At 44.7% G+C, this 26478-nt stretch carries 25 protein-coding genes, 2 tRNA genes and 1 riboswitch; of the genes, 25 read left to right on the top strand and 2 right to left on the bottom strand.

Annotation, left to right across the window (positions count from 1 at the left end; all coding sequences use genetic code 11):
* Window positions 1–158: 158 nt before the first annotated feature.
* The 9 genes from QYB97_RS21480 to QYB97_RS21440 all read left to right on the top strand — a co-directional run bounded on the left by QYB97_RS21480 (window position 159) and on the right by QYB97_RS21440 (window position 9913).
* The gene (locus tag QYB97_RS21480; RefSeq protein ID WP_356948201.1) at window positions 159–1865 is read left to right on the top strand and encodes a long-chain-fatty-acid--CoA ligase; all 1707 of its coding nucleotides are present in this window, start codon (window positions 159–161) and stop codon (window positions 1863–1865) included.
* Window positions 1866–2008: 143 nt separating this feature from the next.
* Window positions 2009–2602, top strand: a complete 594-nt coding sequence (fadR, locus tag QYB97_RS21475; protein ID WP_301168078.1) for a fatty acid metabolism transcriptional regulator FadR — start codon at window positions 2009–2011, stop codon at window positions 2600–2602.
* 40 nt (window positions 2603–2642) lie between these two features.
* Complete coding sequence (locus QYB97_RS21470) at window positions 2643–3413, top strand: enoyl-CoA hydratase (RefSeq protein WP_301168077.1); 771 nt, start codon at window positions 2643–2645, stop codon at window positions 3411–3413.
* A gap of 21 nt (window positions 3414–3434) precedes the next feature.
* Window positions 3435–4205, top strand: coding sequence for an electron transfer flavoprotein subunit beta/FixA family protein (locus QYB97_RS21465; protein WP_301168076.1), 771 nt, complete (start codon window positions 3435–3437; stop codon window positions 4203–4205).
* A gap of 13 nt (window positions 4206–4218) precedes the next feature.
* On the top strand, window positions 4219–5196 hold the full coding sequence (locus QYB97_RS21460) for an electron transfer flavoprotein subunit alpha/FixB family protein (protein WP_301168075.1): 978 nt from the start codon (window positions 4219–4221) through the stop codon (window positions 5194–5196).
* Window positions 5197–5286: 90 nt separating this feature from the next.
* On the top strand, window positions 5287–5886 hold the full coding sequence (locus QYB97_RS21455) for a histidine phosphatase family protein (RefSeq protein WP_301168074.1): 600 nt from the start codon (window positions 5287–5289) through the stop codon (window positions 5884–5886).
* Window positions 5887–5992: 106 nt separating this feature from the next.
* Window positions 5993–6304 (top strand): thioredoxin, encoded by a 312-nt coding sequence (trxA, locus tag QYB97_RS21450; RefSeq protein WP_061972561.1) that lies wholly within the window; start codon window positions 5993–5995, stop codon window positions 6302–6304.
* A 193-nt stretch (window positions 6305–6497) separates the two neighbouring features.
* Entirely contained in the window at window positions 6498–8219 is a 1722-nt protein-coding gene (gene uvrC / locus QYB97_RS21445) for an excinuclease ABC subunit UvrC (protein WP_425589836.1), read from the top strand.
* 75 nt (window positions 8220–8294) lie between these two features.
* Window positions 8295–8485, top strand: a riboswitch (Lysine riboswitch).
* Window positions 8486–8677: 192 nt separating this feature from the next.
* Window positions 8678–9913 carry an aspartate kinase gene (locus QYB97_RS21440; protein WP_301168102.1) on the top strand — a complete coding sequence of 412 codons (1236 nt, stop codon included), beginning with the start codon at window positions 8678–8680 and terminating at the stop codon, window positions 9911–9913.
* Window positions 9914–9950: 37 nt separating this feature from the next.
* Here QYB97_RS21440 and bioB read toward each other — a convergent pair whose 3' ends face one another.
* Window positions 9951–10940 (bottom strand): biotin synthase BioB, encoded by a 990-nt coding sequence (gene bioB / locus QYB97_RS21435; RefSeq protein WP_301168072.1) that lies wholly within the window; start codon window positions 10938–10940, stop codon window positions 9951–9953.
* 119 nt (window positions 10941–11059) lie between these two features.
* Entirely contained in the window at window positions 11060–11542 is a 483-nt protein-coding gene (locus QYB97_RS21430; protein WP_301168071.1) for a YslB family protein, read from the bottom strand.
* A 316-nt stretch (window positions 11543–11858) separates the two neighbouring features.
* Here QYB97_RS21430 and QYB97_RS21425 point away from each other — a divergent pair, with 316 nt between their 5' ends.
* The 16 genes from QYB97_RS21425 (at window position 11859) to ilvE (ending at window position 26454) form a co-directional block, all read left to right on the top strand.
* Window positions 11859–12467: a succinate dehydrogenase cytochrome b558 subunit gene (locus QYB97_RS21425; protein ID WP_061972564.1), complete on the top strand. Its 609-nt coding sequence runs from the start codon at window positions 11859–11861 to the stop codon at window positions 12465–12467.
* Window positions 12468–12483: 16 nt separating this feature from the next.
* Window positions 12484–14247, top strand: a complete 1764-nt coding sequence (gene sdhA / locus QYB97_RS21420) for a succinate dehydrogenase flavoprotein subunit (RefSeq protein ID WP_301168070.1) — start codon at window positions 12484–12486, stop codon at window positions 14245–14247.
* Window positions 14248–14250: 3 nt separating this feature from the next.
* Window positions 14251–15009 (top strand): succinate dehydrogenase iron-sulfur subunit, encoded by a 759-nt coding sequence (sdhB, locus tag QYB97_RS21415; RefSeq protein WP_425589835.1) that lies wholly within the window; start codon window positions 14251–14253, stop codon window positions 15007–15009.
* Window positions 15010–15219: 210 nt separating this feature from the next.
* Window positions 15220–15444: a helix-turn-helix domain-containing protein gene (locus QYB97_RS21410; RefSeq protein ID WP_007202417.1), complete on the top strand. Its 225-nt coding sequence runs from the start codon at window positions 15220–15222 to the stop codon at window positions 15442–15444.
* Between the two features lie 141 nt (window positions 15445–15585).
* Window positions 15586–16419: a glucose PTS transporter transcription antiterminator GlcT gene (glcT, locus tag QYB97_RS21405; protein ID WP_301168069.1), complete on the top strand. Its 834-nt coding sequence runs from the start codon at window positions 15586–15588 to the stop codon at window positions 16417–16419.
* Between the two features lie 198 nt (window positions 16420–16617).
* Window positions 16618–18654: a glucose-specific PTS transporter subunit IIBC gene (ptsG, locus tag QYB97_RS21400; protein WP_301168068.1), complete on the top strand. Its 2037-nt coding sequence runs from the start codon at window positions 16618–16620 to the stop codon at window positions 18652–18654.
* A 27-nt stretch (window positions 18655–18681) separates the two neighbouring features.
* Window positions 18682–18948, top strand: a complete 267-nt coding sequence (locus QYB97_RS21395) for a phosphocarrier protein HPr (RefSeq protein ID WP_301168067.1) — start codon at window positions 18682–18684, stop codon at window positions 18946–18948.
* A complete protein-coding gene (gene ptsP / locus QYB97_RS21390; RefSeq protein WP_301168066.1) occupies window positions 18948–20660 on the top strand; it encodes a phosphoenolpyruvate--protein phosphotransferase in 1713 nt (570 codons plus the stop codon). The genes QYB97_RS21395 and ptsP overlap by 1 nt, the downstream gene beginning before the upstream one ends.
* Before the next feature lie 183 nt (window positions 20661–20843).
* Complete coding sequence (gene racE, locus QYB97_RS21385) at window positions 20844–21650, top strand: glutamate racemase (RefSeq protein WP_301168065.1); 807 nt, start codon at window positions 20844–20846, stop codon at window positions 21648–21650.
* Between the two features lie 130 nt (window positions 21651–21780).
* A complete protein-coding gene (locus tag QYB97_RS21380; protein ID WP_301168064.1) occupies window positions 21781–22830 on the top strand; it encodes a GerMN domain-containing protein in 1050 nt (349 codons plus the stop codon).
* A 123-nt stretch (window positions 22831–22953) separates the two neighbouring features.
* Window positions 22954–23709 carry a ribonuclease PH gene (rph, locus tag QYB97_RS21375; protein WP_301168063.1) on the top strand — a complete coding sequence of 252 codons (756 nt, stop codon included), beginning with the start codon at window positions 22954–22956 and terminating at the stop codon, window positions 23707–23709.
* Window positions 23706–24296, top strand: coding sequence for an XTP/dITP diphosphatase (locus QYB97_RS21370; protein WP_301168062.1), 591 nt, complete (start codon window positions 23706–23708; stop codon window positions 24294–24296). Before rph ends, QYB97_RS21370 begins: the two co-directional genes overlap by 4 nt.
* Window positions 24297–24309: 13 nt before the next feature.
* The gene (locus tag QYB97_RS21365) at window positions 24310–24825 is read left to right on the top strand and encodes a metallophosphoesterase family protein (protein ID WP_301168061.1); all 516 of its coding nucleotides are present in this window, start codon (window positions 24310–24312) and stop codon (window positions 24823–24825) included.
* 98 nt (window positions 24826–24923) lie between these two features.
* Window positions 24924–24997: transfer RNA gene (locus QYB97_RS21360), tRNA-Gly, on the top strand.
* Window positions 24998–25174: 177 nt separating this feature from the next.
* A tRNA-Arg gene (locus QYB97_RS21355) sits at window positions 25175–25251 on the top strand.
* A gap of 297 nt (window positions 25252–25548) precedes the next feature.
* On the top strand, window positions 25549–26454 hold the full coding sequence (ilvE, locus tag QYB97_RS21350; RefSeq protein ID WP_301168060.1) for a branched-chain-amino-acid transaminase: 906 nt from the start codon (window positions 25549–25551) through the stop codon (window positions 26452–26454).
* Window positions 26455–26478 lie beyond the last annotated feature (24 nt).

Raw genomic sequence — 26478 nt, 5'->3', positions numbered from 1 at the left:
TGCGGCGTACCAAAACAGTCGATTCCCGAAAAAAAGTGCCAAATCCGGTAAAAATTTTTTAAATTTTAAAAATATATGTTAAATTGAATGCGTTTTCACTATAATATTATATGAGAGAGTATTTTTAGAGAAAGGCGTGAATTAAGGAGGAGATAGAAGTGGAAAGAAGATGGCTAAACCATTATCCACCCGAAATCCCCAGTGAGGTTGATTACAAAGAAAAGCCTTTATTCACGTACCTGGAAGAAGCAGCTGACATAGAGCCAGAAAAAACTGCTCTTCATTTTTTAGGAAAAGAATTAACGTATCAGGAGCTTCATGAGAGTTCACTTCGTTTTGCCAATGGTCTGGTGTCACTTGGAATCGAGAAGGGAGACCGTGTGGCCATCATGCTGCCCAATTGCCCGCAGGCGGTCATTGCCTACTACGGCATTCTTCTTGCCGGGGGAATTGTTGTCCAAACCAACCCTCTTTATACAGAAAGAGAACTGAGCCATCAGCTTGAAGACAGCGGGGCTGTTGCGATTGTCTGTCTGGACCAATTGTTTTCGAGGGTAGCGGCGGTCAAGGAAGACACTTCACTAAGGCATGTGATTGTCACAGGCATTAAGGATTATTTGCCGTTCCCGAAAAACCTGGTGTATCCGTATATCCAGAAAAAGCAAAAGCCGTATATTCTGGTTGATGTCCAGTATGGAGACACCGTGCATGCGTTTAAAGAAATGCTGAACAAAAGCCATGCAACAAGAATCGCCCTGACCATTGATCCAAAGGAAGATATTGCGCTTCTGCAATACACAGGCGGGACGACAGGGCCTTCAAAGGGTGTAATGCTTACGCACTCCAACCTCGCAGTGAATGCGAAGCAATGCAGTATCTGGATTTATAAACACAGGGTAGGGGAAGAAGTGGTGCTGGCGGCACTTCCATTTTTCCATGTGTATGGCATGACTGTGGTCATGAACCAGGCGATCATGACTCGTGCGAAGCTGATCATCCTGCCCCGTTTTGATGCCAAACAGGTGCTTCAGACGATCCATAAACAGCGCCCGACGTTGTTTCCCGGGGCACCAACCATGTATATTGCCCTGTTGAATCATCCGGATTTAGGGAAATATGACCTTTCCTCGATCAAGGCGTGCATCAGCGGTTCCGCTCCGCTTCCATTGGAGGTTCAGCAAAAGTTCCAGGAAGTCATTTCCGGCAGTTTAGTCGAGGGCTACGGGCTTACGGAGGCTTCCCCTGTTACCCATTGCAATTTTATTTACGAAAAAAAGGTAAAAGGAAGCATTGGTGTTCCCTGGCCGGATACCGAAGCAGCCATCTATTCCACGGAACGGGATGAACCGGCGCATGTCGGTGAAGTCGGCGAGCTGATGGTGCGCGGCCCCCAAGTGATGAAAGGCTATTGGAAACAGCCTGAGGAAACAGCAGCTGTTTTGAAAGACGGCTGGCTATTGACCGGTGATATGGGATATATGGATGAGGACGGATACTTCTATATCGTGGACCGGAAAAAGGATCTGATCATTGCAGGCGGCTATAATATTTATCCGCGCGACGTGGAAGAAGTGCTTTACGAACACGAAGCGGTAAAAGAAGCAGTGGTGGTCGGGGTACCTGACCCTTACCGCGGAGAGACGGTTAAAGCCTTTGTGGTGTTAAAAGACAACATACCGTGTACCGAAGATCAGCTAAATCAATTTTGCCGGCAACATTTGGCCGCATTTAAGGTGCCAAGGATATACGAGTTCCGCACTGAACTTCCGAAAACCATGGTTGGAAAAATTTTACGGCGCGTTCTGCTGGAGGAAGAAAAAGCAAAGGAACAGCAGGCAGAAGAACAAAAAGTACAAGAGATTTAAAGGGCCTTTAAAAAAGGCCCTTGTTTTTTTAGCAAAAGAATTGAATAATAGAATTGACAGAAAAAAACGACTTGTTTTACAATTAAAATATGAATGAACAATCATTCAGTTTACAGCAGCTCGTTTGAAGTGAGGAGATTATCGTGAAACGTAAAGGCCCAAAGTACGACCAAATTATTGATGCCGCGGTGAATGTCATCGCAATTCATGGATATCATCAGTCCCAAGTATCCAAGATTGCAAAGCAGGCATCTGTAGCAGATGGGACGATCTATCTTTATTTTAAAAATAAAGAAGATCTGCTCGTTTCTGTTTTTAACGAAAAAATGGGATCCTTTATCGAAAAAACGGGGAATGAGCTCAAGGGCAAATCATCGGCCATTGAAAAGCTGTTAACACTGATCAAGATGCATTTCAATCTTTTGAATGAGGATCATGAGCTGTCCATTGTCACCCAGCTGGAACTGCGCCAGACCAACCGTGCGCTTCGTGCCAAAATCGGAGAAGTGTTAAAGCGGTACCTGTCCCTGATTGACCTGATATTGAAAGAAGGGATGGAGGAAAGGGTGTTTGACAGAACGATGGACACACGGCTGGCCCGGCAGATGATTTTCGGGACGATAGACGAAACGGCGACAAACTGGGTAATGAATGATCACCGTTATGACCTGCCTTCCCTGGCTCTTCCAGTACACCGAATGCTTGTTAATGGATTAAGCAATAATGCAGGGAGCTAATTGCCCCTGTATCTGCCAGATAAATAAGGAGTGTGAGAGAGTGGAGTTTTTACAGGTTAATAAAGAAAATCGCATCGCCACCATACAGCTCAACCGTCCGCCGGCGAATGCCCTGTCGACTCAGTTAATCCGTGAGTTGTCCAGTGTGTTTGATGAATTGGAGCATGATGACGAAGCAAAAGTGATCGTGCTTAAGGGAGAGGGCAGATTCTTTTCTGCCGGTGCGGATATTAAAGAATTTACAACGATTCAGAATGAAGCAGATTTTGCTGAACTTGGAGCGTTTGGCCAGCAGCTTTTTGACCGGATGGAGAATTTTCCTAAACTGATCATTGCTGCTATACATGGTGCAGCGCTGGGCGGAGGCCTGGAGCTTGCAATGGCCTGCCATATCCGGCTTGTTACAAGTGAAGCGAAGCTTGGTTTGCCAGAACTGCAGCTTGGGTTAATCCCCGGTTTTGCCGGAACACAAAGGCTTCCGAAATATGTAGGAGCCGCAAAAGCGGCAGAAATGCTGATCACCTCCGAACCGATCACTGGAGAGGAAGCGGTTAGCTGGGGATTGGCAACGGCCGCATATTCTGATGAAGAACTTTTTGAAAAGGCTTACAGCCTTGCGGGAAAGGCAGCAGCCAAGAGCTCTCTCTCGATCCGCTATACCCTGGAGCTTTTGCAATATGCCGCAAAAGGGCAGTACGCGGAAGGTGCCAAAAAGGAATCTCAGTACTTCGGAAAAGTGTTTGTATCAGAAGATGGGCAAGAGGGAATTCAGGCGTTCATCGAAAAACGAAAGCCAAACTTTAAAAACTAATTTTTCATTGGAGGGTTTCGCATGAATTTATATGTAATTTTAAAACGAACGTTCGATACTGAAGAGAAAATCAGCATTTCCAACGGGGCAATTTCCCATGACAGTGCCGAGTATATTATCAATCCCTATGATGAATACGCGATTGAAGAAGCGATCACACTTCGTGACGCGCATGGCGGAGAAGTTACAGTGGTAACGGTCGGCACAGAAGAATCTGAAAAAGAATTGCGTACCGCACTTGCCATGGGGGCGGATAAAGCGGTTTTGATCGATACTGAGGAACTTGAAAGCACAGACCAGTTTACGACTTCTGCTGTACTGGCGGAGTTTTTCAAAGATAAGGAATACGATTTGATCCTGGGCGGAAACGTAGCGATTGATAATGGATCAGGCCAGGTTGGTCCGCGATTGGCAGAACTTCTCGGAATTCCGCAGGTTACCACCATTACAAAAATTGAAGTGAATGGCACCGATGTATTCATTGAACGCGATGTTGAAGGCGATGTTGAGAAAATCGAAACTTCACTTCCATTGCTGGTAACAGCACAGCAGGGATTGAACGAGCCGCGCTATTCTTCCTTGCCGGGAATCATGAAGGCGAAGAAAAAGCCGCTTGAAACGCTGGAAATCGATGATCTGGACATCGATGAGGAAGATGTAGCAGCCAAAACAAAGACAGTGGAAGTATTCATGCCGCCAAAGAAAGAAGCAGGGAAAATCTTAAGCGGTGAAGTCAACGACCAGGTAAAAGAACTTGTTTCATTACTACGCTCAGAAGCAAAAGTGATATAAGGAGGAATACAACATGTCTAAAAAGGTTCTGGTACTCGGAGAAGTTCGTGACGGAGAATTAAGAAATGTATCTTTTGAGGCGATAGCCGCAGCGAAGGAAATTTCTTCAGGCGGAGAAGTTGTCGCTGTCCTGTGCGGTGAAGGATTAAACGAAGCGGGTAAAGCATTGATCCACTTTGGAGCCGACCGGGTGGTACTAGCTGAACACAGCCTGTTATCCACCTATTCAACAGATGGATACGTTCAAGCGCTTTTGCAAGTGATTGATCAGGAAAAACCCGATGGATTAGTACTTGGGCACACAGCGCTGGGGAAAGACCTTTCTCCAAGACTTGCAGCCCGCCTGAAATCCGGATTGATTTCCGATGTGACGTCACTTGAGCAAGCCGGAGAAAACGTGGTATTCACCCGTCCGATTTATTCCGGAAAAGCGTTCGAGAAAAAAGTGATCACAGACGGGCTGGTATTCGTCACCATTCGCCCGAACAATATCCCGCCGCTTGAAATTGATGAAAGCCGTTCGGGAGATGTTGCTGCTCTAGCAGTTGATGTAAAAGATTTACGCACAGTTGTTAAAGATGTAGTCCGCAAAGCTTCCACAGGCGTTGACCTTTCCGAAGCGAAAATTATTGTGGCAGGCGGGCGCGGCGTAAAATCTGAGGATGGCTTTAAGCCATTGCAGGAACTGGCAGATGTACTGGGTGCAGCGGTAGGTGCTTCCCGCGGAGCATGCGATGCAGACTATTGCGATTACTCCCTGCAGATCGGCCAGACAGGCAAGGTGGTAACACCGGATCTTTATATCGCATGCGGAATTTCGGGCGCGATTCAGCATCTGGCCGGCATGTCCAATTCCAAGGTGATCGTTGCCATCAATAAGGATCCGGAAGCGAGCATCTTCTCTGTTGCCGATTATGGAATTGTAGGAGATTTGTTTGAAGTGGTTCCCCTGTTAACAGAAGAATTCAAGAATGTTCTCGTGAAATCATAAGCAAAGCGCCGGCGGACTCTGCCGGCCTTTTGTTTTTACCATCCCATCAATGATACAATGGGTCCAAATCTGAAGAAATGAGTGGGCAAATTGACAACAGTAGCATTTGTAAGACATGGCCAAACCGATTGGAATGCCGCTGGAAGAATCCAGGGAATCATGGATATTCCCCTTAATTCAGATGGCCGCAGCCAAGCAGATGCATTGGCCGCACGGTTCAAAGGAGAACAATGGGATTTCATTGTGACCAGTTCACTCTCCCGTGCCCGTGAAACGGGAGAGATTATTGCAGAAGTCCTTCATGTTCCTCTGGCTACGGATTCAAGGATACGCGAAATGAATTTCGGGCGCCTCGAAGGAACGGATGAAGCCGGGCGGATCGAGCGATGGGGAGATAACTGGAACAAGCTGGAACATGGGATTGAAAAAAAGGAAGAGGTCCTGAAGAGGGGATATCAATTTCTTCAGGAGCTGACCGAAAACCATGCAGGTAAAAAAGTTATGGTCATCAGCCATGGGGCGTTTATCGGAACCCTGATCAGGGATATGATGAAAACGGCGGAGTATGAAGCTTCACTCTTTAATACATCGGTGAGTATCCTGATATATAGAGAGAAGCATTGGGAGTGCCAGTTGTTTAATTGCAGCGCTCACCTGAAAGCGTCGGAGCCGATGAATGGCGGGGTTTGATTCTATCGTAATTTGGGTAGCATAAATCATGAGCAAACAAATAGATGTAAATTAGGATTGATGATATACTCTGTTTACATGCTGAAATTAAGGAGGCAATTTTAATATGGCAATTGTAAATGCAACAGATCAGACGTTCAGCCAAGAAACAAGTGAAGGCTTAGTGCTAGCAGATTTTTGGGCACCTTGGTGCGGACCTTGTAAAATGATCGCGCCCGTTCTTGAAGAGCTGGCAAGCGAAAACGAAGATTTAAAAGTAGTAAAACTTGATGTTGACGAAAACCAGGAAGTAGCCGGAAAATACGGAGTAATGAGCATCCCGACTCTAATCGTTTTCAAAAATGGCGAGGTCGTTGACCAGGTTGTAGGCTTCCAGCCGAAAGAAGCATTGGGCGAACTCCTAAACAAACACAAATAAAAACCTAAAGTAAGGGCTGGCCATTATATGGCTGGCCTTTTTCTTGGTTTAGAAGGTGGAGAGCATCTGTTCTTATAAACTGCAAAATTAAGGGTATCATGCTATGATATTACATAGAAAAGGGGGGAGAGGCACGTTGGATATTATAAGAGAAAAGCTGGCAGTACTTCCCGATCAGCCAGGATGCTACCTCATGAAAGACCAGTTTGGTAAAGTTATCTATGTTGGTAAAGCGAAAGTCCTGAAGAACCGGGTAAGATCCTATTTTTCAGGTTCACATGATGGGAAAACTCAGCGGCTGGTCGCAAATATTGCGGATTTTGAATACATCATTACCTCCTCGGAGTTTGAAGCTCTCCTTCTTGAAATGAACCTGATTAAAAAATATGATCCGAAGTTCAATGTCATGCTGAAAGATGACAAAACGTATCCCTATCTGAAAATAACCGCAGAAGAGCAGCCCCGGCTGCTATATACACGAAAGGTGAAAAAAGATAAGGGTAAATATTTTGGTCCCTTTGTCAATGCCTATGCAGCCCAGGAAACCAAGAAGCTGCTGGACCGGTTGTATCCGCTCCGCAAATGTGACCATATGCCAAACAAAGTGTGCCTGTACTATCACATCGGGCAATGTCTTGGCCCTTGTGTTTATGATATTACGAAGGAACAGAACAAAAAGATGGTCGATGAGATCGTTAAGTTCTTAAATGGCGGTTTTCCAGAAGTCCGAGAAGAATTAACGAAAAAAATGCTTGCGGCTTCGGAAGAGCTGAATTTTGAACGTGCAAAGGAACTCAGGGACCAGATCCAGCATATCGATGCGGTTATGCAGAAGCAAAAAATGATGACCGCTGATATGGCTGACAAAGATGTGTTTGGCTATCATTACGATAAAGGCTGGATGTGTGTTCAGGTTTTCTTCATCAGGCAGGGAAAGCTGATCGAGAGGGATGTTTCCCTTTTCCCGTTTTATGGAGAAGCCGCCGAGGATTTTTTAACGTTTATCGGCCAGTTCTACCTGCAAAAAAACCATATCCTCCCCAAGGAAGTTATTTTGCCGCATGATGTAAATGGGGAGATGATTAAAGAGCTTCTTCAGGTAAAGGTCTCGCAGCCGAAGCAGCGGCAGAAAAAAGAATTTGTTGACCTTGCCACAAAAAATGCCCAAAATGCACTGAAAGTAAAGTTTGCACTTATTGAGCGCGATGAAGACCGAACCATCAAAGCCGTCGAAAACCTCGGAAAGCAGCTGAACATCCCTGCACCATACAGGATCGAAGCGTTCGATAACTCAAATATTCATGGCACGAGCCCGGTTTCAGCGATGATTGTTTTTGAGGATGGCAAACCAAACAAAAAAGAGTATCGGAAATACAAGATTAAAACGGTAACCGGTCCTGATGACTATGCTTCCATGAAAGAGGTCGTGCGAAGAAGATATTCGCGCATTCTGAAGGAAAACGGTCAGATGCCTGATCTCATTATAATAGACGGTGGAAAAGGGCAGATTGCGGCAGCGCAGGATGTTCTTGAAAACGAATTGAATCTCTTTATACCGGTTGGCGGTTTGGCGAAGGATGAAAAGCACCGTACCTCTCAGCTGTTAATGGGGGACCCGCCGGTAATTATGGAGATGCAGAGAAACAGCCAGGAATTTTATCTTTTGCAGCGTATACAGGATGAGGTCCACCGGTTTGCCATCTCCTTTCACCGCCAGGTCAGGGATAAGGGCATGTTCCGATCCAGCCTTGATAATATTCCTGGAGTCGGTGAAAAAAGAAAAAAACTGCTGCTCAGAAAGTTTGGTTCGATTAAAAAGATGAAGGAAGCAACCATCGAGGACTTTCGGGCAGCAGGCATTCCTTCAGGAGTAGCAGAAGAAATCATTCAGGCACTTCAGAAAGATCCTTCTTAAAAAGGGTTGATTTTTAAAATCTACTTTGCTAAACTAAAAACAAATTTTAATAGAGCGCCATACTTCAGTTTTTGAAGTGATGGTAGAGGAGCAAAAACCAATAGTAAGCAACCGGAAGAGAAGGAGCTCTTATGACGGTGGCTGAAAGGGGATTTTTGCCGAAGCTTTGGGAAACTACCTTTTTCTTAAGGCTGGACCTGCATTGAACAAATGCAGAGCTGTCACACATTCCTTGCCCGGAGGATGTGTGGAGGACTATCTCACATGAGGGGAAAACATGCTGGCTTACTGTTGCCTATTCAAGCAGCGATAAGGTCTTTTCCTTATTGCTGCTTTTTTGTATGTATTCATAAACAGTTTTACAGCTTGTTAAAAAGTGGAAGCCGACGATGGCTGGCCATATCTGGGTGTCTTTTATAAGCATAACCATTATTGAGGATGAGAAAGGATGGACCATTGTGGCATTAATCGTTCAAAAATTCGGAGGGACAAGTGTAGGTACTCCCGATAGAATCAGAAATGCGGCCAGACGGATTATTCAGGCGGCCAATGAAGGCAATCAGGTCGTAGCGGTTGTTTCTGCCATGGGCAAAACAACGGACGAACTGGTGAAGCTGGCAGGAGAAATCACAAGCAAACCGTCTAAACGAGAGATGGATATGCTGCTTACAACAGGTGAACAAATTACCATATCCTTATTGGCTATGGCTCTTGAGGAGGCGGGTTATCCGGCGGAATCCCTTACCGGCTGGCAGGCAGGTATTCAAACAGAAAGCCTCCACGGTAATGCGAGGATATTAGACATTGATACAAATAGGCTGAGAACGCTTTTAAATAAAGGGAAAATAGCAGTAGTTGCCGGATTTCAGGGATGGACAGCCTCCCACAACATTTCGACTCTTGGCCGGGGCGGTTCGGACACAACAGCTGTTGCTTTAGCTGCGGCATTAAGGGCGGATAAATGCGAAATTTATACCGACGTGACCGGTGTGTTTACCACCGATCCCCGGGTTGTGAAGCATGCTCGTAAACTGTCTGCCATTTCTTATGATGAAATGCTTGAACTCGCCAATTTGGGGGCAGGTGTCCTGCATCCAAGAGCGGTTGAGTTTGCCAAGAACTATGGAGTAAAGCTAGAAGTACGTTCAAGCATGGAACAGGAACGTGGAACAATCGTTGAGGAGGAAGCAGAAATGGAAAATAATTTAGTGGTAAGAGGATTGGCTTTTGAAGGCAATGTGACCAAAATTACAATTGAGGATCTCCCGAACGGGCTGAATACACTTTCGTCTGTATTCTCTTTGCTCGCGGACAATAATATAAATGTAGATATTATTATACAAAGTGTAAACAAGCAGGAAAAGACCAACATTTCATTTTCAATTGACAGTTCCATTTTTGATGATACGGTCAAGCTTTTGGAACAGAACAAAGTACAGTTAGGTTACGGCCAAATTCTGCACGAAGATGGATTGGCCAAGGTTTCCATTGTCGGCTCAGGGATGATCTCCAACCCTGGTGTCGCTGCGCAAATGTTTAAGACCTTATCTGATCAGGATATTATGATTAAAATGGTAAGCACTTCAGAGATCAAAGTATCTACTGTAGTTGGACAGCAGGACATGATTAAAGCGATTGAAACACTTCATGATGTCTTTGAACTGGATGCCAGAGTGCCAGCTCAGCAAGCATAATAAAAGTCCGGGCGATTTTGCCCGGACGTTTTCTTTTTTATGCGAAGGCCTTCTCGTTCAAAAAGTCGATTTCAAATCCAAGGTCCTCGAGGATTTGATGATCAGCAGTGGTTTCTTGTCCACCGGTCGTCAGGTAATCCCCGACAAAGATTGAGTTTGCTGCATAAAGACCAAGCGGCTGCAGGCTGCGAAGGTTTATTTCCCTGCCGCCTGATATTCTGATTTCCTTCGAGGGATTCAGGTAGCGGAAGAGAGCCAGGACTTTTAAACAAAATCGCGGGTTCAGGCTGTCCATATTTTCAAGGGGAGTTCCCGGTATGGCATGAAGAAAATTGACAGGAATTGAATCTGCATCAATCTCCCGGAGAGCCCTCGCCATAGCAATAATATCCTTGTTGCTTTCTCCCATGCCGATAATAACACCTGAACAAGGCGAAAGGCCGGCTTCTTTTATTTTACCGAGGGTGGAGACTCTGTCTGCATATGTATGAGTGGTTGTGATGGCACTGTGATGGCCTTCCGCTGTGTTGATGTTATGGTTGTACCGTTCTACGCCCGCCTCTTTAAGCTGCTGTGCCTGAGTTTCGCTGACAATGCCCAGACAGGCGCATATTTTCAAATTATACGAGGATTTAATCTCTTTTACTGCTTCAATGACGGTCGCCAAATCCCTCTGAAGGGGTCCCCGCCCGCTTGCCACAATACAATAGGTTCTGACATTTTGCCGATAAGCTTTTTCTGCTCCGGCCACAATGGTTTTCTTGTCCATCATCGTGTATTTTTCGATAGGAGCTGATGAAACGGAAGATTGCGAACAATATCCGCAGTCTTCGGGGCACATGCCGGATTTTGTATTGATGATTTTATTCAATTTCACCTTTTTGCCATAGTAATGCTTTCTTATGATAAATGCACCATGAAGAAGGGGAAGCAGTTCGTCATCCGGAGATTCCAGTATTTTTAACGCCTCCTCCAGGGTAAGCACTTTTCCTTTGATTACCTCTTCTCCAAGCTGGGTCCAATTCATAAAATCCCTCCCGATTGTCAACCTTATTATTTTACAAGTTAACATTAAGGGTCAGGCGGGCAAATTGTCAATGGTGAGAGCAATAAAAAAAACCGGCATGCCGGTTTCGGAGTGTGGCCTTAAGCTAATTTTTCTGTGGTTGTTTCATCTTTTCGGTCCCACTGTACAGTAAATTGGATTTTATTTTTACGCTTTACTGTTTCATGGGTTTCCGAGATGCACTTCCGCTGATTTTGCACCTGTTCTGCAATAAACCCCGCTTCCAGGCCGAAGGTAGGGTTTTGCTGGAGTTCAAAGCGTTTGTCAATGAGTGGAGAAGAAAGCTCCAGTACCATCTCATTCTTGTTCATTTCGGCAATAACCAGACTTCCCCAGCCCGCTTCCGCAAAAAAATGAACCAGTTCTTCTGTTGAGCTTAAAGGAAATTTCCTTGCCAGACTGCGCCCGGCCCAGTACAGGATGTTGCGTTCTTCTTTTCCAAGCAATTCCGGCAGCAGAATGTTTTTCAGAAGTTCATAGCCGAAAACCGGAACACCTCCAGCATGTGGGGGTTCTTTGGCCGTTTCTTCCTCTTTTTGCCGGATGTCCTCATGTTGTTCCATTTTGATCTCCCCGCTTTCTACGTTTTCCATTATAGCCTGAATAATACGAGAACTCTATAAAAAGTCACATATTTGTCGAATTTTCCGTGAGCGATGATGTGGAAAAAACCCTTTAAAATCAAGACTTTTTTGAAATTTTTATGTTAACGTTTTCTTGACGGTGTCAAACGATGGGAGTAAAATGATACATGTTATTAGGTTAACGCATTAACAGTCATCTTTTTACTTCAAGCGCTGAGGAATAGCTTTCAAAAGGGACGGAGAGAAACCAGGGGTTTCAAAAAAGACAGAGGTAATTTAGAAAGGGGCAAATTGAATGGCAGGCAGTCGAAGTTTTAACACAAGAAGGCTACACTCATTACTCGGTGTAATCCCGGTAGGATTATTTCTACTTGAACACCTTGTTGTAAACTACTTTGCAACAAAAGGGGCGGCATCGTTTGATAATGCAGCAGATTTTATGGGTAACTTACCATTCCGTTATATTCTGGAAGCGGTTGTTATTTTTATTCCTCTCTATTTCCATGCGATTTACGGACTTTATATTACTTTTACGGCAAAGAACAACACAAGCCGTTATGGGTATTTCCGTAACTGGATGTATCTTTTACAGCGCGTAACTGGAGTTATTACTCTAATCTACGTTTCCTGGCACGTTTGGGAAACTCGAATTGCAGCAGCCTTTGGAGCAGAAGTAAACTATCAAATGATGGCAGACATTTTAAGCTCACCATTTATGGTGGCATTTTACTTAATCGGTGTACTTTCCGCCGTATTCCACTTTTCAAACGGTTTATGGTCATTTTTTGTCAGCTGGGGTCTTACGGTTTCGCCTCGATCACAGAGAATTTCAACTTACGTGACGATGGGCGTTTTTGTTGCGCTTGCGATCGTGAGTGTCCGAACTATTTTTGCATTCATTTAAGAAGGGGTGAACCATCTTGAGTAAAGGAAATATTATTATTGTCGGAGGAGGCCTTGCAGGGCTTATGGCTACCATTAAGGCAGCAGAAGCCGGCATGAAGGTTGACTTGTTTTCACTTGTTCCTGTAAAACGTTCCCACTCTGTATGTGCACAGGGCGGAATTAACGGTGCTGTAAACACAAAAGGGGAAGGGGATTCCCCGTATGTCCATTTTGATGATTCAATCTATGGGGGAGACTTTCTTGCGAACCAAACTCCTGTAAAAGCAATGTGTGAAGCTGCACCCGGGATTATCCACCTTATGGACCGAATGGGTGTAATGTTTAACCGTACGCCGGAAGGATTGCTTGATTTCCGCCGTTTCGGGGGGACACAGCATCACCGCACTGCATTTGCCGGAGCAACTACCGGACAGCAGCTTTTGTATGCGTTGGATGAGCAGGTAAGACGCCACGAAGTAGCCGGCCTTGTAACCAAGTATGAAGGCTGGGAATTCTTGTCCGCGATCGTGGATGATGAAGGCGTTTGCCGGGGTATCACTTCCCAAAACTTAAAATCAATGGAGATTCACAGCTTTTCAGCGGACGCTGTTATCATGGCGACCGGAGGACCTGGAATTATCTTCGGTAAATCCACAAACTCTGTCATCAATACTGGTGCAGCAGCAGCTTCTCTATATCAGCAAGGTGTTGATTATGCAAACGGTGAGTTTATTCAGATTCACCCAACAGCCATACCTGGAGATGACAAGCTTCGTCTTATGAGTGAATCAGCCCGTGGGGAAGGCGGCCGTGTTTGGACCTATAAAGACGGTAAGCCTTGGTACTTCCTTGAAGAAAAGTATCCTGCATACGGAAACCTGGTTCCCCGTGATATCGCTACACGTGAAATTTTCCACGTGTGTGTTGATGAAAAGTTGGGTATTAACGGCGAAAACATGGTCTATCTTGACCTTTCACATAAAGATCCAAAAGAACTGGACATCAAGCTTGGCGGAATTATTGAAATCTATGAAAAGTTCATGGGGGATGACCCTCGTAAAGTTCCAATGAAAATCTTCCCTGCCGTCCACTATTCCATGGGAGGCATGTGGGTGGACTTTAACCAGATGACCAACATTCCTGGTCTGTTTGCTGCTGGTGAATGTGAGTATCAATATCACGGAGCCAACCGTTTGGGAGCCAATTCTCTTCTTTCTGCGATATTTGGCGGAATGCAGGCTGGCCCTGCTGCTGCTGCGTATGTAGCCGGCCTTGAAAAAAGCTCGGATGACGTTTCTTCTTCTGTATTTGAGCAGCAAGTTCGCAAAGAACAAGAAAAATACGATAATATTCTTAGTATGGACGGTAATGAAAATGCGTACGTTCTTCATAAGGAACTTGGAGAATGGATGACGGATAACGTTACAGTCGTTCGCTATAATGACAAGCTTCAGCAAACTGATGAGAAAATTCAGGAATTGATGGAGAGATATAAAAAGATCAACATTAACGATACAGCTAAGTGGAGCAACCAGGGTGGATCCTTTACACGCCAGCTGTGGCATATGCTTCAGCTGGGAAGAGTCATTACGCTTGGTGCCCTTAACCGTGATGAAAGCCGCGGAGCGCACTATAAGCCGGACTTCCCGGAGCGTAATGATGATGAATGGTTGAAAACCACAAGAGCAGCCTTTAACCCTGCCACTAATGGTCCAGATTTCTCTTATGAAGAAGTGGACATTCAATACATCAAGCCGCGTAAGCGTGACTATTCTAAAAAGAAAGCGGAGGCGAAATAAATCATGAGTGATAAGACAGTTAAGTTTCTCATCATGAGACAAGACACTCCTGAAACGGCCCCGTACGAAGAAGAATTCGAACTTGATTACCGTGCGAACATGAATGTCATTTCCGCACTGATGGAGATCCGCAGAAGCCCTGTGAACGCTAAAGGCGAAGCGACTACTCCTGTAACATGGGAAATGAACTGCCTTGAAGAAGTATGCGGAGCATGTTCCATGGTCATTAACGGGAAGCCGCGCCAAGCGTGTACGGCTCTCGTTGACAAGCTTGAACAGCCGATTCGTCTGGCCCCTATGAAAACATTTCCGGTCGTACGTGACCTAGCAGTCGACCGAAGCCGTATGTTCGATGCCCTTAAGCGGGTAAAAGCGTGGATTCCAATCGATGGCACCTATGATTTAGGCCCCGGACCCCGAATGCCGGAAACAAAACGCCAATGGGCGTATGAACTTTCCAAGTGCATGACATGCGGTGTTTGCCTTGAAGCATGTCCGAACGTAAACAGCAAATCTGATTTCATCGGCCCTGCGCCTTTGTCTCAGGTTCGATTGTTCAATGCGCATCCAACAGGAGCGATGAACAAGGAAGAGCGTTTGAACGCGTTGATGGAAGACGGTGGTCTTGCATCTTGCGGTAACTCTCAAAACTGCGTGCAGTCTTGTCCAAAGGGTATCCCATTGACAACTTCGATTGCCTCTTTGAACCGTTCCACTACATTCCAGGCTTTCAAAAACTTTTTTGGAAGCGACCGAGTATAAAGCAAAACCCCTTCGTCATTGAAGGGGTTTTTTTTATACCCATTTTAAAAAGGCGCATATTACGGGAAGATCAATTGAAATCTAAATACTTTTTCAATGAACCAAGTCACTCCTAAAAACCTTCTGACATAGTATATGTTGACTAAATACTTCCAATTTGCAAATGTGCATTGGCAGTTCTTTAAACCCTAGCAAGGAGGGGTGAAATCATTGAAGGAGAAACACTACCGACCGAAGCCTCTACTTACAAAACGAGAAAGAGAAGTTTTTGAATTATTGGTCCAAGACAAGACAACCAAAGAAATCGCAGAACAGCTTTTTATCAGCGAGAAGACCGTTCGAAACCACATTTCCAACACTATGCAAAAGCTTGGGGTGAAAGGGCGCTCTCAAGCCGTTGTAGAATTATTGAGGCTTGGAGAACTAGAAATTTAGTCAGAAAACGGCTTTCGCTGAAAGCCGTTTTTCTTTTTTGAGTCGATGTCTGATTTTGTTAATTGCTAAACATAATGATTTGGGCTATTATGTAGACATTGCGAAATTTCAGGCTTACTGCTCGAAAGGAATGGAAACAGGATGAATACACCCTTTCACATTAATAAAACACTCAACAATAATGCAGTGGTCGCCAAAGATGCATCAAGCAGGGAATTAATCCTGATTGGAAAAGGTATCGGGTTTGGAAAGGTGAAAGGTGACGTTATAGAGGCTGATGACGTTGACAAACTCTATATTTTGACCAGCGAAAAAGAGCAACAGCAGTATGTGTCTCTTGTCCGTTCCCTTGAGGAGTCGTTTATCGAACTTCTTAATGATGTGATCACCCACATTGAGAAGCGGATGCAAACCAAATTGAATGAACATATTCATGTCGCGTTAACCGACCACATGGCTTTTGCCGTTAAGCGTCTTGAACAAGGCATGGATATTCGGAATCCGTTTCTGGTGGAAACTCAGACTCTTTATCCAAAGGAATATACCGTAGCCGAAGAAGTAATCGAGGAAATCAATCAGGCGCTCGGCATTCATTTGCCCGATGGCGAGATTGGCTTTGTTGCCCTTCATATCCACAGCGCAGTGACCAATAGAAGTTTAAGTGACATCAATCAGCATTCACGTCTGATCAACAAGCTGGCGGAATTGATCGAGGAGTCGCTTGAAATTAAGCTGGACCGGAAAAGCATTAATTACTTGAGGCTTGTCAGGCATTTGCGGCATACAATCGAGCGTGTGGAAGCCGGTGAAAAAGTGGACAAACAAGAAAAATTAGCAAAGGTCTTGAAAGAAGAATATCCTTTGTGCTACAATCTTGCTTGGAAGTTAATTAAGGTAATGCAGAATACGTTGAATAAGCCCATTCCGGAAGCGGAAGCCGTGTATCTGACGATGCATTTGCAAAGGCTTACTTAAACTTAATAAATGTACTTTTGCTTTACGTGTTACTGATTCGATCAGGCATGAGTGAAGAAAAAAGTGTAGTAAGAGCTTAATTCGGATAATCTATATCTGATTGGCTTTTGTATGCGCTTTTTTGATTCGCTCATGCCTTTTTATATTGATTCAACTTCCGGTACAAATCTATTTAAAAATAAAAGGAGGAACATTCCCATGTGGAAACAAATTTTCGGGGTGCTTCAACGGGTAGGTAAAGCTTTGATGCTTCCAGTCGCAATTTTGCCTGCGGCAGGTTTACTCTTGGCATTTGGTAACGCGTTCAAAAACCCTGCATTACTTGAAAAAATACCTGCATTAAAAGCAGACTGGTTTCAGCTTGTTTCAAGCGTTATGGAGAACTCGGGTAACATCGTTTTCTCAAACCTGTCCTTGCTGTTTGCAGTAGGGGTTGCCGTCGGACTGGCCGGCGGAGAAGGGGTAGCAGGACTTGCTGCCATCATTGGATACTTGATCATGAACGTGACGATGGGAACGTTAAAGGGCATTACGCCGGATATGATTAAGGACAATCCGGAGTTTGCCAGTGTGCTTGGAATTCCTACGTTGCAAACTGGTGTTTTTGGCGGTATTATCATAGGTATTCTTGCTTCATATCTATATAAGCGGTTTTACAAAATCGAGTTGCCTCCATACTTAGGATTCTTTGCTGGTAAACGGTTTGTGCCGATTATAACAGCGGTTTCATCTTTGGTTTTGGGGATCATCATGATTGGTGTTTGGCCATACGCACAGCAAGGGCTAAACTCATTCTCGCATTTTATGCTTGATTCCAACCGTACCCTTGCAGCATTTGTCTTCGGTGTGATTGAACGTTCATTAATCCCTTTCGGACTTCATCACATTTTTTACTCTCCGTTTTGGTTTGAGTTTGGACAGTATACGGACAAGGCCGGTGACATCATCCGCGGAGACCAAAAAATCTTTTTTGCTCAAATTAAAGATGGTGCACCGCTAACGGCCGGTACATTCATGACAGGTAAATTCCCGTTCATGATGTTCGGTCTCCCGGCAGCAGCACTTGCCATGTACCATGAAGCACGTCCGGAAAACAAAAAAGTTGTTGCGGGAATAATGGCCTCTGCTGCCTTGACTTCATTCCTTACAGGGATTACTGAACCAATTGAATTCACATTCTTGTTTGTAGCTCCTGTACTTTTCGGAATTCATGCCATTTTTGCCGGGTTGTCTTTTATGACAATGCAGCTGTTAAATGTTAAAATCGGTATGACCTTCTCAGGTGGAGTTATCGATTATCTGTTATTCGGCGTTTTGCCGGGGCGCACTGCATGGTGGCTTGTTATCCCGGTAGGTTTGGTTCTTGCGGTCATTTATTACTTCGGTTTCCGCTTTGCGATCAGAAAATGGGATCTTAAGACTCCAGGACGCGAACTCGTGGATGATGAAGTAGAAACAAACGTGAGTGCCAGCAACGAAGGCTCATTGGCAGCGAACATACTTGAGGGACTGGGCGGAAAAGGAAACATTCGTGACCTTGATGCTTGTATCACTCGTCTGCGTGTTGCGGTTAATGATGCGAAAAATGTCGATAAAGATCGTTTGAAAAAGCTCGGAGCATCCGGTGTACTGGAGATGGGCAACAACATTCAGGCCATTTTCGGAACACGTTCAGATACGATTAAGAGTGAAATCAAAGATATTATGGACGGTAAAGTAGTTGCAGCACCGAAAGAACCATTAACCGAAAAACAGGAGATGGAAGTACCTGCTCCAGCTGTAGCTGAACGTTTCGTTTCACCGCTGGAAGGGAAAATCATGCCTATAACAGAAGTGCCTGACCAAGTGTTTTCTGGTAAAATGATGGGTGATGGATTTGCTGTGGAACCTTCGGATGGGACAGTAGTATCACCAGTAAATGGTAAGATCATCAACGTATTCCCGACAAAGCACGCGATTGGAATTGAGTCTGATGGCGGCCGTGAAATTCTGGTCCATTTTGGAATCGACACGGTCAAACTTAAAGGTGAAGGTTTCGAATTGTTTGTGAATGAGGGTGACATCATAGAGCAAGGGCAAGAATTAATGAAAGTTAATCTTGATTTTGTAAAAGGAAACGCTCCATCAGTGATAACACCAATCGTGTTCACCAACCTTGCTGAAGGAGAAAGCATTCACCTTGAGAAAACAGGAAATGTGTCAAAAGGTGAAGAAAATATCATTGCAATCCACTAAAAAACATAACAAAGGAGTTTTTCAATCATGGCAGAAAAAACATTTAAAGTAACTAGCGACTCAGGAATTCACGCACGTCCGGCAACTGTTCTTGTGAACCAGGCAGGACAATTCAGCTCAGATATCACTCTTGGCTACAACGGTAAAAATGTTAATCTTAAATCCATCATGGGTGTTATGAGCCTTGGAATCCAAAGCGGTTCTGAGATCACAATCAAAGCTGAAGGTAACGATGCAGACGATGCATTGAAAGCAATTGAAGATGTAATGAAAAAGGAAGGGCTTGGTGAGTAATGTCTGAAAAAATTTCAGGTATTGCTGCATCAGCCGGCATAGCGATTGCCAAAGCATTCATCCTTGAGAACCCTGAATTAACAATCGAGAAGAAGCGGGTGGAAGATACCGCTTCCGAGATTAACCGTTTTTCCGCCGCAGTCGAAAAGGCGAAAGGCGAGCTTCAGATTATTAAAGAAAATGCACTGAGAGATTTAGGAGAAGATAAGGCAGCAATTTTTGCTGCCCATCTTCTTGTTCTTGAAGATCCAGAGCTAATTGATGCAGTAAAAACGAAAATTGAAGGCGAAAATGTAAATGCGGAAAGTGCCATGGATGAAATCTCTGGCATGTTCATCAATATGTTTGAACAAATGGACAATGAATATATGAAAGAGCGCGCCGCAGATATCCGCGATGTTTCTAAACGTGTTCTTGCTCATTTGCTCGGAGTTCAATTCTCATCCCCTGCAAGCATTGCTGAAGAAGTTATTATTATTGCGGAAGATTTAACTCCATCTGATACCGCCCAGCTTAACCGCCAGTTCGTTCTTGGTTTTGCTACGGATATCGGCGGAAGAACTTCACATTCTGCCATCATGTCCCGTTCCATGGAGATTCCTGCAGTCGTTGGAACCAAAGTGGTGACCGGGAAAATTCAAAACGGTACGATTCTTGTTATTGACGGGATTGACGGTGAAGTGATCGTTGACCCGACAGAAGAAGAACTTGTTCTTTATAGGAAGAAACAAGATCAATATAAAGAACAAAAAGCAGAGTGGGCGAAGCTTGTTAACGAGCAGACGACGACGTCTGACAGCCAGCATGTAGAACTCGCAGCCAACATTGGTACGCCTCAGGATGTTCAAGGTGTCCTTGAAAACGGCGCTGAAGGTGTTGGGCTTTACCGAACAGAGTTCCTTTATATGGGCCGCGACCAGCTTCCAACCGAGGAAGAGCAGTTTAAGGCGTATAAAGAGGTTCTTGAAAAAATGGAAGGCAAACCGGTTGTAATACGTACGCTGGATATCGGCGGCGATAAAGAACTGCCTTATTTGGACCTTCCAAAAGAAATGAACCCATTCCTTGGTTTCCGTGCCATTCGACTTTGTCTGGAGCAGCAGGACATCTTCAGAACACAGCTGAGAGCACTGCTTCGTGCAAGTGTACACGGCAATTTGAAGATCATGTTCCCAATGATCGCAACCCTGGTGGAGTTCCGTGCGGCCAAGAATGTGCTGCTTGAGGAAAAAGAAAAATTGGCAAAAGCAAATGTTGATGTTTCAGAAAACATTGAGCTCGGAATTATGGTTGAGATTCCATCAACCGCGGTTCTTTCCGACCGCTTTGCCAAGGAAGTAGATTTCTTCTCCATCGGAACGAATGATCTTATTCAGTATACGATGGCAGCAGACCGAATGAACGAGAGAGTCTCTTATCTGTACCAGCCATATAATCCGGCAATTCTCCGTTTGGTTCAAATGGTGATTAATGCTGCCCATAAAGAAGGAAAATGGGTTGGCATGTGTGGAGAGATGGCAGGAGACCCAATCGCTATTCCGATTTTGCTCGGGCTTGGACTCGATGAATTTTCAATGAGCGCAACATCTGTGCTTCCAGCCAGAAGCCAGCTTTCCAAACTTTCTAAAACAGAAGCTGCAAAACATATAGATACCATTTTAAATATGGATACCGCTGAAGAAGTTGTACAGTTTGTGAATGAGAATTTTTAATGGCAAGTGAATGATGAGAGCTGATCCTTTACAAAAGGATCGGCTTTTCTTTGTTGACAACCATGGAGTTTTCTTTTATTCTTTTTAAGGATTTTGTGTGGAACGCGGTGGATGTTTGCATGCAGCAGTAAAGATAGAAGCATACAACATGAATAGACACCGGAAGAAAGAAGAGGCGAAAAAATGGATAAACCAATAGGTGTAATTGACTCGGGTGTTGGCGGATTGACTGTGGCCAGAGAAATTATGCGGCAGCTTCCCAAGGAGGAAATCTATTACCTGGGAGACACGGCACGCTGCCCTTATGGTCCGCGGCCGATGGACGAAGTCAGAACCTATACACTGGAAATGATTGAATTCCTTTTGAGCAAGGAGATAAAAATGCTTGTCATTGCCTGCAATACGGCAACGGCAGCCATATTGGAAGAGGTAAAGGAAAAGCTGAGCATCCCTGTCATCGGGGTAATTAACCCTGGCGCACGAACTGCCCTCAAAGTGACACAAAATGGCCAGGTGGGCGTTATTGGCACCGCAGGGACGATCAAAAGCCATGCCTATGAGAATGCCTTAAAGGGCATTAAAGGGGACATTACCGTGCACAGTTTGGCGTGTCCTCCGTTTGTACCCCTTGTGGAAAAGGGCGAGCTTGACGGGGAAGAAACGGTTCACGTTGTATCCGAGGTGCTGCAGGAGGTAAAGAATACACCAATCGATACCCTTATTCTCGGCTGTACACATTATCCTTTATTGCGGCCGGTTATTCAGCGTGTAATGGGAGAGGGCATCAAATTGATCTGCTCAGGTGCTGAAACGGCTCGTGAAGTGTCGGCCATCCTTGATCACAGCGGCCTTTTGTACAAAGGGGAACGGATGCCTGAGCATGAATTTTTCTCAACCTCTGATAACGGTCATTTCCTTGAAATCGCCAATCATTGGATGGAACAAAAAATCGAAAAAGTACACTTTATTACTTTGGGGCAAAATCGGTAATGATTTAAGCCTGGGGATGCATGAAAGTCAGAAATTGACCTTCATGCATCCCTTTTTTTCTCAACATAGTGGTCTAAACGATGGGACAGCCCGTATACATAGTAGTACAACCACTCGGGGAGGGAAAAGTATGTACAAAAGGTACAAAACAGGAGCACCGCTTGTTCTGCTGTCAGTATCCTTATTGATGGCGGGATGTGGAATGGGAGGGAATAAAGCAGATAATGCGGTCGATCCTCCGAAAGTGAACTATGTGAAAGAAGGAAAATCTCTTGATGCGGAGACAACGGCGAAGGCGACTAAAAACTCTGTAAAGCGCCAGCTGTTTTTGCTCGACAGCAATAATCTGGTGGTGCCTCAGATGCTGAATCTGCCGAAAACTGGAACAGCTGCAAAGCAAGTGCTTGAATATCTGGTTAAAGATGGGCCAGTCTCCAACCTTCTGCCAAATGGCTTTCAGGCTGTGCTTCCTCCAGACACGCAGGTGCTTGATGTCGCTGTCAGCAAGGATGGCACCGCAACAGCTAATTTTTCGAAAGAATTTATGGATTACAGAGGACAGGATGAACAAAAATTACTTCAGGCGATCACCTTTACTCTCACGCAATTTGACAATATCAAAAATGTAAAGATACAGATAGACGGCAAGGACCAAAAAGTAATGCCAGTTAATCACACTCCTATCAATGATGGAGTCAGCCGGGCCGATGGGATTAACATTGAAAACGGCGATGTCGTGGATATGACAGGCAGTGATACGGCAACGCTCTACTTTGTTGCCCAAAATGATTCTCAGACCTATTATGTGCCAGTGACCCGCCGGGTAGCCAAAAATGATTCGGACCCAATCAGTGCATCCATCCATGAACTGGTTCAGGGACCGGGTGAGCAGAGCAGACTTTTGACTGGCATGAGAAATGATGTGAAATTGCTGGATCAGCCGGTCTTAAAAAAGGGAGTTGCTACCCTGAACTTTAATAAAGCCATTCTTGAAAACAAATCCGAACATACAATTGATGATACAGTACTCCAGTCGATCGTCTTGTCTTTGACCGAGCTGAATGGTGTGAAAAAAGTGGCGATACAGGTAGACGGCAAAGCAAAATTGAAAAATGAGGAAGGGAAATCCATTACTGAGCCGGTTTCCCGTCCCGAGATGGTGAACACCGGAGAATTTTAATGAAATAAAAACTTATGGTAGGATAAAAGAGACGGCTTCTTGCCTTCTCTTTTTTTGTTCACGAAATTTTCGGAATTTGATGTGAGAGATCAGGAAGCGAGCAGGAAAAGCGGGAGGATTACAATGAGAAATGACGGCAGGACAAACGATGAACTCAGATTGGTAAGAATGGAAAAAAACTACATAAAGCATGCGGAGGGATCGGTTTTAGTTACCGTTGGGGAGACAAAGGTTATTTGTACAGCGAGCATCGAAGAAAGAGTTCCCCATTTTATGAGAAACCAGGGGAAAGGCTGGATAACAGCTGAATACTCCATGCTTCCAAGGGCAACAGAGCAACGGACGGTCCGGGAATCAAGCAGGGGAAAGGTGACGGGCCGGACAATGGAAATCCAGCGTTTAATCGGCAGAGCACTCCGATCGGTTGTGGATTTAACCAAAATGGGCGAGAGGACACTCTGGATTGATTGTGATGTTATTCAGGCTGACGGAGGCACCCGTACCGCGTCCATTACCGGAGCATTTGTGGCGATGGTTCTTGCGTTTGACAGGCTGGTTGAAGGCGGGACAATGAAAAAGATGCCAGTAAAAGATTTTCTCGCGGCGACTTCTGTTGGCATTGATCAAACGGCCGGCCCCATTTTGGATTTAAATTACACAGAAGACTCCAGTGCGAATGTTGATATGAACATTGTGATGACGGGAAGCGGGGAGTTTGTGGAGCTTCAGGGAACGGGTGAAGAAGCGACATTTTCCTATACAGAGCTTCAGTCCTTGTTAAAGCTCGGATCAAAAGGTGTCAGTGAGCTGATTGAATTACAGAAGGAAGTCCTCGGTGAATCGGCGAAACTTATCATTGAAGCGGAGGGTGAAAAATGAAAGTTCTGATTGCGACAAAAAATGCAGGAAAAGCCAAAGAGTTTCAATTCATGTTTGCAGAAATGGGTATTGAGGTTTCTTCTTTGCTGGATGTAAAAGACGCACCAGAAGTTGAAGAAACAGGCACCACTTTTGCCGAAAATGCCCGTCTCAAAGCAGAAGAAATTGCAAATCTATATGAATTGCCGGTGATCTCAGATGATTCCGGTCTTGTTATTGATGCGCTCGGCGGAAGACCTGGTGTTTTTTCCGCCCGTTATGCGGGAATAGAAAAAGACGATAACAAAAATATGGACAAGGTACTGAATGAAATGCGCAGCGTTCCGGATGAGGAGCGGATGGCAAGGTTTGTTTGTGCTTTGGCTGTGGCCAGGCCTGGTAAGGAAACGGTGATTGTTGAAGGCCATTGTGAGGGAAGCATTGCCTATAAAAAAACAGGAAGCCATGGGTTTGGGTATGATCCGATTTTTATCGTTAAAGGGACATCCAACACAATGGCGGAGCTTACAAAAGAGGAAAAAAACAAAATCAGCCATCGTGCAAAAGCATTGGCCAAGCTTAAAGACCAGATGCATCTGCTGTTTTAGGAGGTAGCCAACCGTGAAAGTACTAATTGTGAGTGACAGCCATGGATACAAAAAAGAACTTGAACTGATAAAGGAACGGCACCGCCATGAAGTGGAGGCCATGATTCATTGCGGGGACTCCGAACTCACCTCTGATTCCCCTGAGCTGAAAGATTTTATCACTGTGAAGGGAAATATGGACTTTGCTGCACCGGATCTTCCCACAGAAGTCATCGAATTGATCGGAGATACCGTGTTTTATGTCACACATGGACATTTAATAGATGTAAAAATGTCACTTGTATCCCTGACCTACCGCACAGAAGAAACCGGAGCCAAAATTGCATGTTTTGGCCATTCGCATACTGCACATTGCTTTGAACAGAACGGCCACGTGTATATCAACCCAGGCAGTATCAGAATGCCGAGGGAACGTTTTGAGAAGACATATGCACTGTGTGAAGTGCAAGGAACCTCAGTCACCGTCTCCTTTTTAGATCTTGAAGGACAGGAAGTAAGTGACCTTAGAAGGGAATTTCAACTGAATTAGTAATGGGGAGATTTTTCTCCCCAAAAGTTGTTGACATAATTAAAAAGGTGTAGTATATTTACTAATGTCGCTGATGCAGTGACATCCTAATCAAACATGCGGGTGTAGTTTAGTGGTAAAACAAGAGCCTTCCAAGCTCTGGTCGTGAGTTCGATTCTCATCACCCGCTCCATTTGCTATTTCTCACGTCGCAATGGAAATGAAAAGGCAAGACTTTTTTTACGGAACAGGAAAAGTCAATTAGTGATTGATCATACGTTTTCCCCGAGGAAAACAACCTGTGTGCCCGCAGCGCTTTGCAGTAGCATGAAGTTGCACTGCCAGGCGGAAAGGGCTCTAAAATACATATGTCCCAGTAGCTCAGCCGGATAGAGCATACGCCTTCTAAGCGTACGGTCGGGAGTTCGAATCTCTCCTGGGACGCCACTTTACTTACATACTCAAGACACCTTTTATAAAAAGGGTGTCTTTTTTTGCGTAAATTACTAAGTAACTTACTTTCTTTGTAAGCGCTTTAAAAATGTTTACAAACTACACGGTTATAGCGCCATTTCATGCACAGCAATAATGTAAGCGCATACAAGAAATCTGAATAAACAGAAAAATTACACTTTTTTAAAAAAGGTGGTTGACCTGCGTCCAAAAGGGGCGTAACATAATCAACAATTATCAGATTAAATTAAAATATTCGAACAATTACTACTAAGGAAAAGGAGGATCACGATGTTAGAACAATGGGTTTACGTAGACGGTGAGTTCGTCTTAAAAGAAGATGCCAAAATCTCTGTTTATGACCATGGGTTTCTATATGGAGATGGGGTGTTTGAAGGCATTCGCGTCTACAACGGAAATGTTTATCGACTGGATGAACATCTGCAGCGTCTTTACGAATCAGCTCAGTCCATCATGTTAACTATTCCACACACGAAAGAGGAGCTAACCCAGATTATTATTGAGACGCTCCAAAAAAACCAATATCGTGATGCCTACATTCGCTTAGTGATATCACGGGGACGGGGAAATCTTGGACTGGATCCGTTTACCTGTGAAAAGCCGGGGGTTATTGTCATCGCAGAACAGCTTGCGCTTTTCCCGAAGAAGCTTTATGAAACGGGAATTGAAATCGTGACGGTAGCGAGCCGGCGGAATAGAGCGGACGTGCTCAGCCCGAAAGTTAAATCACTCAATTATTTAAACAATATTCTGGTTAAAATTGAAGCCAATCTGGCCGGTGTAAGCGAAGCCTTGATGCTGAACGATCAGGGTTATGTGGCGGAAGGCTCTGCAGATAATGTTTTCATCGTTAAAGGAAACAGCATAAAAACACCTCCGGGTTACCTGGGGGCTCTCGAAGGAATAACAAGAAATGCCATCATAGAAATTGGCGTTGAACTTGGCTATAAAGTGTCTGAAGAACCGTTTACACGGCACGATGTCTATGTGGCTGATGAAGTATTCCTTACTGGGACGGCAGCAGAGGTTATTGCTGTCATTAAGGTGGACGGAAGAGTAATCGGAGAAGGCGTTCCAGGAAAACACACCAATACCCTTTTGGAAGCTTTCAGAAAAAGAGTGGTTGAAGAAGGAGTCAAGGTTTATTCCAAATCAACCAACGTACAAGCAGGATAATCAATTTGTAACAGGAGATGTCAT

The organism is Fictibacillus fluitans (assembly GCF_030418125.1).
Taxonomy (GTDB): domain Bacteria; phylum Bacillota; class Bacilli; order Bacillales; family Fictibacillaceae; genus Fictibacillus_C; species Fictibacillus_C fluitans.
Note: the sequence above shows the minus strand (reverse complement) of the source record. Positions and strands in the feature narration are given on the sequence as shown.

Bases quoted from the DNA above. Each gene is read 5' to 3' on its own strand.
- uvrC (WP_425589836.1), top strand. From the start codon at position 6,498: ATGAAAGACCAGTTTGGTAAAGTTATCTATGTTGGTAAAGCGAAAGTC.
- QYB97_RS21465 (WP_301168076.1), top strand. From the start codon at position 3,435: ATGAATTTATATGTAATTTTAAAACGAACGTTCGATACTGAAGAGAAA.
- QYB97_RS21395 (WP_301168067.1), top strand. From the start codon at position 18,682: ATGGCAGAAAAAACATTTAAAGTAACTAGCGACTCAGGAATTCACGCA.
- racE (WP_301168065.1), top strand. From the start codon at position 20,844: ATGGATAAACCAATAGGTGTAATTGACTCGGGTGTTGGCGGATTGACT.
- glcT (WP_301168069.1), top strand. From the start codon at position 15,586: ATGAATACACCCTTTCACATTAATAAAACACTCAACAATAATGCAGTG.
- QYB97_RS21460 (WP_301168075.1), top strand. From the start codon at position 4,219: ATGTCTAAAAAGGTTCTGGTACTCGGAGAAGTTCGTGACGGAGAATTA.
- trxA (WP_061972561.1), top strand. From the start codon at position 5,993: ATGGCAATTGTAAATGCAACAGATCAGACGTTCAGCCAAGAAACAAGT.
- sdhB (WP_425589835.1), top strand. From the start codon at position 14,251: ATGAGTGATAAGACAGTTAAGTTTCTCATCATGAGACAAGACACTCCT.
- ilvE (WP_301168060.1), top strand. From the start codon at position 25,549: ATGTTAGAACAATGGGTTTACGTAGACGGTGAGTTCGTCTTAAAAGAA.
- QYB97_RS21380 (WP_301168064.1), top strand. From the start codon at position 21,781: ATGTACAAAAGGTACAAAACAGGAGCACCGCTTGTTCTGCTGTCAGTA.
- rph (WP_301168063.1), top strand. From the start codon at position 22,954: ATGAGAAATGACGGCAGGACAAACGATGAACTCAGATTGGTAAGAATG.
- QYB97_RS21430 (WP_301168071.1), bottom strand. From the start codon at position 11,542: ATGGAACAACATGAGGACATCCGGCAAAAAGAGGAAGAAACGGCCAAA.
- QYB97_RS21370 (WP_301168062.1), top strand. From the start codon at position 23,706: ATGAAAGTTCTGATTGCGACAAAAAATGCAGGAAAAGCCAAAGAGTTT.
- bioB (WP_301168072.1), bottom strand. From the start codon at position 10,940: ATGAATTGGACCCAGCTTGGAGAAGAGGTAATCAAAGGAAAAGTGCTT.
- QYB97_RS21425 (WP_061972564.1), top strand. From the start codon at position 11,859: ATGGCAGGCAGTCGAAGTTTTAACACAAGAAGGCTACACTCATTACTC.
- ptsG (WP_301168068.1), top strand. From the start codon at position 16,618: ATGTGGAAACAAATTTTCGGGGTGCTTCAACGGGTAGGTAAAGCTTTG.
- ptsP (WP_301168066.1), top strand. From the start codon at position 18,948: ATGTCTGAAAAAATTTCAGGTATTGCTGCATCAGCCGGCATAGCGATT.